Source organism: Variovorax sp. GW821-FHT09D04 (genome assembly GCF_059416405.1).
Genome location: NZ_JBWKPA010000002.1, coordinates 354,528 through 367,602, shown reverse-complemented (window position 1 = coordinate 367,602; position 13,075 = coordinate 354,528). Strand labels below are relative to the sequence as shown.

Genomic DNA, 13,075 nt, shown 5'->3' with positions numbered 1-13,075 from the left:
GCCACGCCGGACCCCGACGCCCACCATGGACGAGTTGCTGCCCTTCTACGAACGCGAACTGGCCTTCCTGCGCGGCTACTCGCAGGAGTTCGCCAAGGGCTACCCGAAGATCGCCGCGCGCCTGGCCATCTCGGCCGACGCCAGCGAAGACCCGCACGTCGAACGCATGATCCAGTCGTTCGCGCTGCTCACGGCCCGCATCAGCAAGAAGCTCGACGACGACTACCCCGAGCTCACCGAAGCGCTGCTCGAGGTGATGTACCCGCACTACCTGCGGCCCTTTCCGTCGTGCTCCATCGCGCAGTTCGACGCCGGCGGCGCGGCGCTCGCCAAGCTCAGCAAGCCCGTCACCATCGCGCGCGGCACCGAGCTCACCTCGCAGCCGGTGCGCGGCGGCGCCTGCCGCTTTCGCAGCGTGTACGACGTCACGCTGGCGGCGGTGCAGGTGTCGAACGTGGTCTACCACTCGGTGGTCAACGCGCCCGCGCAGGCCTCGCTGCCGCGCAACGCCACGGGCTGCCTCTCGGTCACGCTCGAGGCCACCGGCGAGCAGAAGTCGCTCGGCACCCTGGCGCTCACGCTGGCGCGGCTGCGCACCTTCATCGACGCCGAGCCCTCGCTGGCCACGGCGCTGGCCGACGCCATCTTCCTGAAGACGGCCGCCGTCTTCGTGGAGCCCGAGCGCAGCGGCAAGTGGACGCTGGTGCAGGGCGAGGCGCTGCACCCCGTCGGCTTCGAGGAGGCCGATGCGCTCATCGAACTGCCGGCGCGCTCGCACCCGGCCTACCGCCTGCTCAGCGAGTACTTCGCGTTCCCCGAGAAGTTCAACTTCGTCGACATCGACCTGGCGAACGCGCTGCGCCACATCGGCTCGTGCCGCTCGATCACGCTGCACCTGGTGATGACCGGCGTGCGCGCCGATTCGCCCACGGCGCGGCTGCTCGAGGGCGTGTCCAGCCGCAACCTGCGCCTGGGCTGCACGCCCGTCATCAACCTCTTCAAGCAGCGCAGCGACCCGATCCGTGTCACGCACGCCGCGGCCGCCTACCCCGTGGTGGCCGACGCGCGCCGCGCCTTCGGCTTCGAGGTCTACAGCATCGACTCGGTCAAGCTCGTGAAGCAGACCGCCGAGGGCGACGCGTACATCGAGTTCCGGCCCTTCTACTCGCTGCACCACGGCGAGCATCCGAAGGAGGCCGAACACTACTGGTTTGCGCGGCGCAACGAGCTCGTGGCGCAGCGCAGCCCGGGCTACGAGACCGAGCTCTCGATCGTCGACATCGACTTCCAGCCCTCGCTGCCGCAGACCGAAACGCTGAGCATCGATCTCACCTGCACCAACCGCGACCTGCCGCATTCGCTGGCCTTCGGCCTGCCCGGCGGCGACCTGTTCATCGAGGGCAACTCGGTGGCGCGCTCGATCCGCATGCTGCGCCGCCCGACGCAGACGCTGCGCATGCCGCGCGGCAAGGGCGTGCAGTGGCGGCTGGTGTCGCACCTGTCGCTCAACCACCTGTCGCTGGCCACCAGCGGGCTGCCGGCGTTGAAGGAAATGCTGCGGCTGTACGACCTGGGCCGCTCGGCCGTGTCGGCGCGGCAGATCGAGGCCATCACCGCGATCGAGCAGCAGGCCACCACCCAGTGGTTGCCGGGCAAGCCCTTCGCGACCTTCGTGCGCGGCATCGAGCTCAAGCTCACGGTCGACGAGACCGGCTTCGTGGGCAGCAGCCTGCAGGCCTTTGCCCGCGTGATGGACCATTTCTTCGGTCTCTATGTGCACCTGAACAGCTTCACCCAACTGGTGATCGTTTCGGCGCGCGACAAGGAGGAGCTGGTGCGATGCAAGCCCCGCAGCGGCGAATCGATCCTCCTGTAGCCGAAAGGCTGCTGCGCGAACCCTACCGCTTCGAATTTTTCCAGGCGGTGCGGTTGATCGAGCTCATGCTGCTCAAGCGGCAGGAGCGCGACGTGCACCAGCGCCTGGTGCCCGGCGAGCGCATGGTGCCGCGCTGGGTGCGCTTTCGCAGCTCCACGAGCCTGAACTTCCCGCCCAGCGAGATCGAGGCGCTGGCGGTGCGCGACGCCGTGGGCGAGCTGATGTCGGGCGTGCAGCTGTGCGAGCCGCCACTGCCGCATGAGGACGAACACGGCCTGGGCCGCATCGAGCTCACGCCCGCGTCGTTCGGCATGCTGGGCGTGTCGGGCGCCTTGCCCATCGTCTACACCGAGATGCTGATGCGCCGCGAGCAGCATCTGCGCGACAGCTCGGCGCGCGCCTTTCTCGACGTGTTCAGCAACCGCGCCGCCGCGCTCTTCTATGCCGCGTGGCGCAAGTACCGCCTGCCGCTGCACTACGAGCACGAGCGCAGCCGCGCCTACCTGCCGGTGCTGCTGTCGATGGCCGGGCTGGAGCACACGGCCCAGCGCGATCCGCTGACCGACGGCACGGGCACCGTGTTCGACGAGACCGTGGCCGGCTACGCCGCCGCGGTGCGCCACCGGCCGATGTCGGCGGCGTACCTGCAGCGCGTGCTGTCCGACTACTTCCGCAGCCACATCCGCATCGAGCAGTTCCTGGGCAAGTGGTACGACATGCCTGTGCAGCAGCGCTCCAGGCTGGGCGAGGGCAACGTGAGCCTGGGCCAGAACGCGATGGCGGGCGAGCGCATCTGGCAGCGCGACCTGCGCATCCGTCTGTGGATCGGCCCGCTCAAGCGCAGCGCGCTGCGCGAGTTCTTTCCGGGCCGCGCGCATGCGAAGGCGCTCGAAAAGATGCTGGCGCTGCTGGCCGGCGTGACCTGCGAATACGAAGTGCGCCTGATCCTGGCGCGCGAAGAAGTGGCAGCCGTGCAGCTCAGCGACAGCGGCGGAAGCCACCTCGGCTGGGACAGCTTCATCACCACCCGCGAGGCCGAGAGCGACCGCAGCGACACGCAGTACGAGCTTCAGCCCCTGCAGTGACCTTTCAACGAACACGACCGACAGAAGAACACCACCGCTCATGAGCACCTCGCTGAAGACACTGATCACCAAGCTCAACGCCAGCGCCCGCATGGCCACGCAGCGCGCCGCCAACCTGTGCCTGGCCCACGGCCACTACGAGGTCGACCTGGAGCACCTGTTCCTGGCGCTGCTGGAGCAGACCGACAATGACCTCGCCCGCGTGCTGCGGGCCAACCGCATCAGCGCCACCGCGATCCAGTCGGACCTGGAGCGCGAGATCCAGACCTTCAAGAACGGCAACACGCGCACGCCCGTGTTCTCGCAGCACCTGCAGCAGCTGTTCCAGCAGGCGTGGCTGCTCGCCTCGCTCGACGCGCATGCGGCGCAGATCCGCTCGGGCCATCTGCTGCTCGCGCTGCTCACGCAGCCCGACCTCGCGCAACTCGCGCAGCGCGGCTCGCCGCTCTTTGCCAAGATCCGCCTCGAAGACCTGAAGCACGATTTCGACAAGCTCACCGACGGGTCGAGCGAAGCGGCAGAAGCCGGCGCCTCGGGCGCGGCCGCCGAAGGCGACGCGCAGCAAGCGCCGGCCGACCCGCTGGCCGCGGGCGTGCCCGGCAAGACGCCCGCGCTCGACCAGTTCACCACCAACCTCACGCAGCGCGCGAAGGACGGCGCGCTCGACCCGGTGATCGGTCGCGACACCGAGATCCGCCAGGTCATCGACATCCTGATGCGCCGTCGCCAGAACAACCCCATCCTCACGGGCGAAGCCGGCGTCGGCAAGACGGCCGTGGTCGAGGGGCTGGCGCTGCGCATCGCCGCGCAGGACGTGCCCGAGTCGCTGCGCGCCGTGGCGTTGCACACGCTGGACATGGGCCTCTTGCAGGCCGGCGCGAGCGTGAAGGGCGAGTTCGAGAACCGCCTGAAGAACGTGATTGCCGAAGTGAAGAAGAGCCCGCACCCGATCGTGCTGTTCATCGACGAGGCTCACACCATGATCGGCGCGGGCGGCCAGGCGGGGCAGAGCGACGCGGCCAACCTGCTCAAGCCGGCGCTGGCGCGCGGCGAGCTGCGCACCATCGCCGCCACCACCTGGGGCGAGTACAAGAAATACTTCGAGAAGGACGCGGCGCTCGCGCGGCGCTTCCAGGTCGTGAAGGTCGAGGAGCCCAGCGAGACGCTGGCCGCCGCCATGCTGCGCGGCATGGTGCCGCTGATGGAGAAGCACTTCAACATCCGCGTGCTCGACGAAGCCATCACCGAGGCCGTGCGCCTGTCGCACCGCTACATCAGCGGACGGCAGTTGCCCGACAAGGCGGTGAGCGTGCTCGACACGGCCTGCGCGAAAGTCGCGCTCGGCCAGAGCGCGACGCCGGCGCTGATCGAAGAAGCGAACCGCGGCCTCGAACGCATCGAAGCCGAGAGCGCCGCGCTGGTGCGCGATACCGCGGCCGGCGGGCGCCATGAAGCGCGCCTGGCCGAACTCGCGGAAAAGAAGAGCGCGCTGCAGGCCGAGTTGGCCGCGAGCCAGCAACGCCTGGCCGAAGAGAACGCGCTGGTCGAACGCATCCGCGCGCTGCGTGCACAACGCGACGAGTCGGCCGCGCAGCAGCCCGAGGCCGCACCCGTCGTGGCGGAGAAAGCGCCGGCTCGCGCCGCCAGCCGCAAGAAAGTGGCTGCCGCTGCCGACCCCGCGCGCGATGAACTCGATGCCCTGCTGGCCGAACTGCGCGCACTGCAAGGCACCACGCCGATGGTGCCGCTGCAGGTCGATGGCCACGTCGTCGCCGAGATCGTCTCGGCCTGGACCGGCGTGCCGCTCGGCCGCATGGTCAAGGACGAGATCAAGACCGTGCGCAGCCTCGACACGCTGCTCGCCGAGCGCGTCATCGGCCAGGACCACGCGCTCGCCGCCGTGGCCCAGCGCGTGCGCACCGCGAGCGCGCGCCTGGAAGACCCCAACAAGCCGCGCGGCGTGTTCATGTTCGTCGGCCCCTCGGGCGTCGGCAAGACCGAGACCGCGCTCGCGCTGGCCGACATCCTGTACGGCGGCGAGAAGAAGCTCATCACCATCAACATGAGCGAGTACCAGGAGGCGCACAGCGTTTCGGGCCTGAAGGGCTCGCCGCCCGGCTACGTGGGCTATGGCGAAGGCGGCGTGCTCACCGAGGCCGTGCGCCGCCAGCCCTACAGCGTGGTGCTGCTCGACGAGGTCGAGAAGGCGCACCCCGACGTGCTCGAGATGTTCTTCCAGGTGTTCGACAAGGGCATGATGGACGACGCCGAGGGCCGCGAGATCGACTTCCGCAACACGCTGATCATCCTCACCTCGAACATCGGTTCGTCGCAGATCATGCAGGCGTGCCTCAACAAGGCCGACGAGGAGCGCCCCGCGCCCGACGCGCTGGCCGAGGCGCTGCGCCCCGTGCTCATGAAGGCCTTCAAGCCGGCCTTCCTGGGCCGCATGAAGGTGGCGCCGTTCTATCCGATCACCGATGCGGTGCTCGAGCAGATCATTGCGCTCAAGCTCGGGCGCATCCGCGACCGCATCGCGACCAACCACAAGGCCGTGTTCGAGTGGGACGACGCGCTGGTCGAGGCCGTGCTCGCACGCTGCACCGAGGTCGACTCGGGCGCGCGCAACGTCGACCACATCCTCAACGGCACCTTGCTGCCCGAGATCGCCGAGGCCGTGCTCACGCGCATGGCCGACGAGACGCCGCTGGCCAAGATCAAGGCCAGCTGCGGCAAGGGCGGCGAGTTCCGCTACCGGATCACCTAGGCGCAGCCGCCGCGCGTGCCCACGGGAGAACAAAAACAATGACGACGACCTTCACATCGGCCTCGCTCGGCGGGCTCATGCGCGCGGGCACCACGCAGCGCGATCGCCTGCTGGTGCTGCACACGCCGCTGGGCGAGAACAAGCTGCTGGCCGAGCGCCTGGACGGCGTGGAGTGCATCGACGGCGGCGGCTTTCGCTTCGAACTCACCGCGCTGAGCGACGACGCGCACATCGAACTCAAGACCCTCATCGGGCAGGGCGTGCGGCTCGATCTGCAGACCGCGCAAAGCCGCACCGAGCTGCGCCCCTTCCACGGCCATGTGAGCGAGGCCGAGTGCGTGTCGAGCAACGGCGGCATGGCGCGCTACCGGCTCGTCGTCGAGCCGTGGATCGCCTTCCTGCGGTATCGCCAGGACAGCTGCCTGTTCCAGCACCAGAACGTGTTCGACATCGTCGATGCCGTGTTCGGTCGTTACCAGAGCCAGGGCCAGCTCGCGCCGCAGTGGCGCTGGGAGATCGCCCAGCGCGACATCTATCCTGTGCGCGGCATCACCACCCAGTACCAGGAAAGCGACTTCGACTTCGTTGCGCGGCTGCTGGCGGAAGAGGGCCTGTGCTACTGGTTCGAACACACCACGGGCAAGGACGGTGCACTGGGCAGCCACACCCTCGTCATCGCCGACCACAACGGCGCCTTCCGCGCCAATGCCCAGCCCACCATTCGTTTCCACCGCGCCGATGCGAGCGAGCGCGAGGACACCATCCAGCAGTGGCGCGGCCACCGTCAGCTGCAGACCAACAGCCTCGCGCAGCAGAGCTGGGACTACAAGAGCGTGAACGCCCGCCCCGTGCAACAGCAAAGCCGCGCCGCGGGCCAGCGCACCCTGCACTGGAGCGACGACCCCGGCGCCTACGGCTGGGAGACCAGTGCACAAGGCGAGCGCCTGCTCGCCAACGCCCTGCAGGCGCTGGAGCTGCGCAACAAGCGCTTCGAAGGCCGCAGCGCCGTGCGCACCCTGGGCCCGGCCACCACCTTCACGCTGAGCGGGCACGAGCAGCATGACAAGGACAGCGAGCAGGACCGTCGCTTCGCCGTGCTTGCCGTGCGCCACATCGCACGCAACAACTTCGACGAAGACCTGAAGACCGGCATCGGCGAGCGGCTGGGCCTGCCCGACATCGCCACCGTGTTCGACAGCGGCAACGGCGATACGACCGCAGACGCCGTCACCCACTACCGCAACGAGTTCGCCACCGTGCGCGCGGCCATCCCCTACCGGCCGCTGAGCCTGGACGGCCACGGCCAGCGCATCCACCCCAAGCCCAGCGTGCACGGCAGCCAGAGCGCCATCGTCATCGGGGTGGGCGGCGCCGATGCGCCGGTGCACACCGACCGTGACCACCGCATCAAGGTGCAGTTCCACTGGCAGCGCGGCAGTGCGTCGAGCGCACGCCAGTCGCGCACCGACGGCCAGGACAACGCGCCCGCCGCCGACCGCCTGGGCGCCTGGGTGCGCGTGGCCGCCAGCGCCGCCGGCGACAACTGGGGCCAGATGAGCCTGCCGCGCGTGGGCCAGGAAGTGCTGGTGGAATTCCACCACGGCGACATCGACCGCCCCGTGGTCGTCGCCGCGCTGTACAACGGCGCCGGCCAGGTCGACGCCCAGCACAACCAGAAACCCGCGGGCGCCGCCCAGTCCACCGGCAACGCGCCCGCGTGGTTCGCCGGCGAAGGCAAGGGCGCCAAGGAGCACGCGCACAACGCCGTCTTCAGCGGCATCAAGACCCAGGAACTGAGCGCCAGCCAGAGCGGCGACGGGGGCTACAACCAGCTCGTCTTCGACGACACCCCCGGCCAGGGCAGCACCAGCCTGGCCACCACCCAGGCCAGCAGCCGCCTGCACCTGGGCCACCACAAGCAGCAGGACGACAACGCCCGCGGCAAGGGCCGCGGCCACGGTGCCGAGCTGGCGACCACCGCGCAAGGCGCCATCCGCGCCGGCGCGGGCCTGCTCGTGAGCGCCTATGCCCAGCCGAACGCCAAGGGCGCGTTCATGGCGAGCCGCGAAGCGCAGCAGCAGACGAAGCAGGCCGAAGAGCTCGCCACCTCACTCGCCCAGAGTGCGCAGACGCAGAAGGCGCAGATCAAGGGTGAAGGGGCTCCGGGCGAGCTGCCGGCCATCGCTGCGCTGAAGCATGTGGCTGAAGTGCTGGAGGCGAAGCAGGAGGGCGGTGCTGCGGCATCAAGCAACGGATCGGGCGGCGGCGAGATCAAGGCCACCGAAGGCGGCCACGGCAGCGTCACCGCCTACAGCGAGCCGCACCTGCAGTTCAGCGCGCCCATGGGCATCGGCTTCGTCACGCCGAAGGAAGTGATCGCCGTGAGCGGGCAGCACACCGCCATCGTCGCGAGCCAGGATGTTGACCTGCCCGCGCAAGGGCAGATCGCGGTGAGCGTGGCCAAGGGGGTGAACCTGTACACGGTGGGCGCGAAAGCCGGAGAAGGCAGCGAACCGAACCAGGAGCGCGGCATCGCGCTGCATGCGGCCAGCGGCAAGGTGAGCCTTCAGAGCCAGACCGGCGCCACGAAGATCGCGGCGGACAAGAAGGTGACGATCGCCAGCACGGCGAAGGACGTGGCCGTGGAAGCACCCAAGCACGTGCTGCTGACCAGCGCGGGGGCGTACATCAAGCTGGAAGGATCGAGCATCAAGATCCATGCGCCGGGGAAGGTGACGTTCAGGGGGATGCACAACTTTGTGGGGCCGATGGCGGACAAGACCGACGAGTCGGTCAAGGCAGGAAATCTGGCCGACTGCGAGTGGAAAAGATGACATATTCGGATCAAGCACCCGGGCCCGATGCCGACGAATTGCGCGCGCAACTTCGAGCGCATTTTTTCCAGTGGCGCGAGGTGCACCCCCATGCCCACATCTATGCGTTGCTCGACCTGAATTGCCCTGTTGCGAAGTACGACGAACTGCATCCGTCGCATCTGAGCCAGCGGCCGATGGAGCGGCACATCGAACCGGTGCACCGACCCGATCTGGCGCATGAAGTCGAGCTTTTACCGCAGCTCTTGCAGCTGTACATCGCTGGCGAGCATGGCTATGCGGACGAAGCATTGATCGACCTCATGGTGGAGAGTGCTGTTGCGCGTTGCCGCAGCGTGAACGGTGCCTATTTGGCGGGCTGGCTGTGCAGTGATGCATCGCCCACTGCCGTGGCTCGCCATTTGTCCAAGGCGGGTGTGGTGTTCGACAAGAGCCAGGCACGCCAGCGCTATCTACCCTTTTTTGAGCCCTATCGACTGGCCTTGCTGGCGGACGACCCGGCTGCGGCAGGATTCCTGCGGCGCTGGTTGGGGCCGGTCAGGCATTGGGCGTTCGTTGACACGGCGGGTGCACTCAAGATCGTATCGGCGGCGTCGAAAGACGATTCCGAAAGCGCCGTGTCGCTCGGTCTCGAGCAATTTGCGTCTCAGGCGCGCGTTGCCACCGCACGCTTTGTCGTGATGGCGCTGACACGCTCAGGCATCACCATCGCCACGCAGCCCGAGTTGCGCATCGACGCAGCGATACGCAGCGCCACGCACAGCGGCCTCTCCCGCACAGAAGACATCGTCTTCTACGCGCTCAACGTTTTCACGCTGGGGCCCCGATGGGCCGAGCATCCGCAAGCCGCGGAGTTGATTCGCCAAGTGGCCGATGCGCCCGATGACCAGATGGGGCTGGCGCAGCTCGTTGCCGCTTTGCCCGACGTTGTGCTCGACGAGATTGCCGCGAGCGCGCACGAATAGCCATCGCACCAGATAAAAAACGGGGGAACGCAAGCTCATGGGAACCGAACAAACCAAAGCAAGGACGGCCACAGGCGCGCAGACCATTCGCGCGAACGGCCAGGCCGCCGAAGCGTGTGCGCTGGGCGCCGATGGGAAGTGCGCCTTTTGCGGTCGCGTGGGTCTGCCAGTCTTGCCACTGCGCTATGCGGTCGTACCGTCATACATGCCCGGCATCGTGACCGATGCGACCACATGGGCCAAGCTTGGAACGGGTTTGAAGGGCAAGCCTCCGGAAGGGCTCAAAGGTCATCGCTATGCCTTGCGCACCCTGCGCAAGGGCTTCGTCATGGTCTATTTCGGATCCAGCCTCTGGCATACCTATGCCGTGACCGCGAGTGGGCTGCTTCGCAAGCTGGCAGATCCCGACGACCCCGATTTCAAGACCGATCGCGAAATGACGCCAGCCTGCCTGCGCGAAGGGCACAACGTTCCCGCGAGCTTCATCACGATTCCGCCGATTCCGGTCGGAGGAAAGCGCGCACTGCCCACCAAGTTCTGGATTGCTTTCAGCGATGTGCCATGGACGCGCCGCGTGCGCCAGAAGTACGAAGGTGCCGGCGCCGCCGGCGCGCGGACCGGGCGCATGCAGGAATTCAGTACGGACGCACTCGGCAAACAAGCCGACACCGTGACCGATGCGTTTCAACTCCTCGCCGACGAGGTCCGCACGACCCAACGTCTGAACCGTCTGGTTCTGGAGTACGCGGAAGACGATGCGCAAGCGCGCCTGCGCACCCAGTACGACGCCATCGACCCCTACGACGCAAAGAAGCGGAACCACGTTGAATGGCAGAGCGCGCACGGTGTGAGCATGCGCACCGGCGGGGCGCCGGCCGTGGCCAAATTTACCGTCAAGCCGAGCGACTTCAACGGCCAGCAGTTCATGGCCAGTGCCATTGTGCTCAACGATCCCCTGGGCATGGTGCAAGAGCTGAATGTGACGCGACTCCAGGTCATGGACTCTCGCCAGCGCTACCTGAGCGATGCACGCATTGCCAGGCCACTGTTGATTTCTCAATCGATTCTGGGCCTGAAGCAGCTGATCGGAGAACAAGTCGCAGCGACCGTGCTGGAGGAAGAATCGAGCAAGGGCCAGCCCGATGTGCAGACTGAAACGTATAGCTTCCCGGACGATCTACCGAGCCAGGCCCAGACGGTCAGCGTGACCACCACGCGCAAGGAACGCGTGGACGCCAAGACCACGAGCCTGTGGTCTTCGCTGCAAAAGCACTACCGTGAAGCCGACCGCGCGGCTTTCGAGACCACACTGAAAGCGACGCTCCAGAGTTTTCAGGATTGGCTCGTGCGCACCGATGCCGACTATGCGTACTGGCTTGCGCAACCTGAATGGGTGCTGCGGCGTCACGATTTCGACAACGAGTCTCCCGCACAGCAAGATGTGTTGATCGAGGCGTTCGCAGCCGCGCTCAGCGGAGGGCCCAGCAGCAGCCCTTCCCAGGAGCAGGGCCAGGAGGCGCCGAAGGACACCCGTGTCTACGAAGTCTGGAAAGACCTGATCGCCAAGAGCCCCACGGACGAGACCAACCCGATCTACGTGGCCCTCTTTGGCGATCAACACGGGCTGTTCGAGTACCTCATGCCCGAGGGGCCGGACCCGACGGAGGACAGCCTGCACAAGGGCAGCAAGCTGTTCAAGGCCGTGAAGAACATCATCGGCACCAAGGACTGGACCAGCAATACGATGCAGGGCGTTCGCGAAGAAGGCTTCAGCCTCACGCGCGAAGCGGCTGACAAAGTCCCCAATCGTGCACGCGTCAAAGGCGCCGCCGTCATGGACAAGATCCGCGGCGGCTGGATTCCCAAAGCCTCCGGCGCTGTCGCAAACAGCCTGTTCACTGTTGGCAGCGCGCTCGCGCGGATGGCGGGAAGTGCGGTCAGCACAATCGCCGAGGCCACTGTTCTGCGCGCGATTCAAGGCGCAGTGCTCTTGTATGAACGACGCGAGATCATTCTCGTGACTTCTCAGATCAAGGTGCGCGAGTACCTCGCGTACCTCAACGACCTCGCCTTTCGGGCTTCCGATGCGGCCTTCGACGCTGCGGCCAAAGGCATACGTCGCGTGGCTCAAGCCGGCAAGAACACCGTGCGCTCGATGTCCATTGCAGGTGCCCTTCGTATCAGTGACAAGAAGACGCGTGACGGACTGATTGAGGTCATGTACTGGGCCTACAACGACCTGAACGACGTCACCAAGGCGATCGATGACCTGGCCCCTGCGCAGGACGCTGCGCGCTCGGCGCACCAGGCAGCGCAGGCGGCCAACGCAGCGGAAAGCGCGGTCATGGTTGCAGCCATGCGTGTGCACCCGCTGACCATCAGTCCTGGCGCACAGAAATTCGTGGATGCGGTGATGCAACGCGCGAACGCCGCGAAGGCTGGGACGGCCAGCGTTCTGAAGACATTGACGCGCACCAGCCTGAGATTGAGCAGCACCGGCTCGGGAATCCTGGCCGTGGCCTCGTTGCTCGTTCAGGCCTGGTCGTTCAAGGACAGCGTCAAGAAAGCGGACAAGACCTTTCGAGGCAGCAACGAAGCGCGCATATTGGTGATAGCCGCTGGTACTGCGTGCATTGGGGCCGCGGTGGAACTCGTTGGCGTCAGCGGAAAACTGATGGGCGCAACGTGGGGAACGGCGATTGGGCGCGTGGGGGGCGCGATCGGTGCCGCCGCTTCGATCGTGGAGGGGGTGCAGGCAGGCATGGCCGCCATCAGGACGGCGCGACGCGGCGATACCGATGCCCGCAACCTCTATGCGCTTTCAGGCGCCGCGATGATCGCCGGTGGCGTCGTAGGCATCTATGGCGCCGTCACCGGTGCGGCCCTTCTCGGTCCGATCGGGTGGGCGTTGATCTTGATCGCTGCCGGTGTGCTTCTGCTGTACTTCGCGATGAAAGCCGAAGACAGCCAGGCTGCCATCTGGCTCGACCGCTGCTACTGGGGCAAGGGATCGCGCTATGCGAATGCGAAGAATGTGGCCGACCGCCCCTGGACGAACCAGGAGATCGACGACGAGCTCAGCCAGCTCAACGCCATCATCTTGGGCTTGGCTGGTGAAACCGGATTCAACGACGACGGCTGGGGCTTTGGGGACCTTCGGTGGGACACGGTCAAGACCAAGATCACGTTTCCAAACTACAACGCGACGGACTCGGCTTTTGAATGGCGCCTGTCTGCGGTCAAGGGGCGCAAGGTCCAGAGCGTGGTACTCGCAAGCGGCAAACACAACACATTGCCGGCTGGCCCGAGTGCGATCTCCAACGCCAGTCCTGTCACACCCCGTCGCAACGACAAGACACAGTACTTCCGCAATCTCGTGGGGCCGACCTACAAGCTGGAGGGGAAGAACAAGGACATGCTTATCGCCGAGGTCAGCGTGGAGGTGCTGGTGGCGCAGTTTCAGGATCTGGAGCTGACAGCCGAATACGTACCGGACGTGTCCGACCCGCACGGCCGGGCGAGTTTGGTGCTCAACGAGGAAGACTGAT

Annotated in this window: 6 protein-coding genes; all 6 read left to right on the top strand. The window is 66.8% G+C overall.

The annotated features are described in order from the left end of the window. The first annotated feature begins 25 nt into the window (after positions 1 to 25). Genes tssF through AC07O4_RS07930 form a run of 6 tightly spaced genes read left to right on the top strand, consistent with a single transcriptional unit; the run spans position 26 to position 13,074 of the window. A complete protein-coding gene (gene tssF, locus AC07O4_RS07955; RefSeq protein WP_070062961.1) occupies positions 26 to 1,876 on the top strand; it encodes a type VI secretion system baseplate subunit TssF in 1,851 nt (616 codons plus the stop codon). After that, entirely contained in the window at positions 1,840 to 2,961 is a 1,122-nt protein-coding gene (gene tssG, locus AC07O4_RS07950; protein WP_495304229.1) for a type VI secretion system baseplate subunit TssG, read from the top strand. Before tssF ends, tssG begins: the two co-directional genes overlap by 37 nt. Positions 2,962 to 3,001: 40 nt before the next feature. Beyond that, positions 3,002 to 5,728, top strand: coding sequence for a type VI secretion system ATPase TssH (gene tssH, locus AC07O4_RS07945; RefSeq protein ID WP_495304227.1), 2,727 nt, complete (start codon positions 3,002 to 3,004; stop codon positions 5,726 to 5,728). 38 nt (positions 5,729 to 5,766) lie between these two features. Next, positions 5,767 to 8,562, top strand: a complete 2,796-nt coding sequence (locus tag AC07O4_RS07940) for a type VI secretion system Vgr family protein (RefSeq protein WP_495304225.1) — start codon at positions 5,767 to 5,769, stop codon at positions 8,560 to 8,562. Continuing rightward, the gene (locus AC07O4_RS07935) at positions 8,550 to 9,527 is read left to right on the top strand and encodes a hypothetical protein (protein WP_495304223.1); all 978 of its coding nucleotides are present in this window, start codon (positions 8,550 to 8,552) and stop codon (positions 9,525 to 9,527) included. Before AC07O4_RS07940 ends, AC07O4_RS07935 begins: the two co-directional genes overlap by 13 nt. Positions 9,528 to 9,564: 37 nt before the next feature. Beyond that, positions 9,565 to 13,074, top strand: a complete 3,510-nt coding sequence (locus AC07O4_RS07930) for a T6SS effector BTH_I2691 family protein (RefSeq protein WP_495304222.1) — start codon at positions 9,565 to 9,567, stop codon at positions 13,072 to 13,074. Position 13,075: the final 1 nt, after the last annotated feature.

What these genes read in the sequence shown, in the direction of transcription:
- tssF (WP_070062961.1), top strand. Translation starts at nt 26, where the DNA reads ATGGACGAGTTGCTGCCCTTCTACGAACGCGAACTGGCCTTCCTGCGC.
- tssG (WP_495304229.1), top strand. Translation starts at nt 1,840, where the DNA reads ATGCAAGCCCCGCAGCGGCGAATCGATCCTCCTGTAGCCGAAAGGCTG.
- tssH (WP_495304227.1), top strand. Translation starts at nt 3,002, where the DNA reads ATGAGCACCTCGCTGAAGACACTGATCACCAAGCTCAACGCCAGCGCC.
- AC07O4_RS07940 (WP_495304225.1), top strand. Translation starts at nt 5,767, where the DNA reads ATGACGACGACCTTCACATCGGCCTCGCTCGGCGGGCTCATGCGCGCG.
- AC07O4_RS07930 (WP_495304222.1), top strand. Translation starts at nt 9,565, where the DNA reads ATGGGAACCGAACAAACCAAAGCAAGGACGGCCACAGGCGCGCAGACC.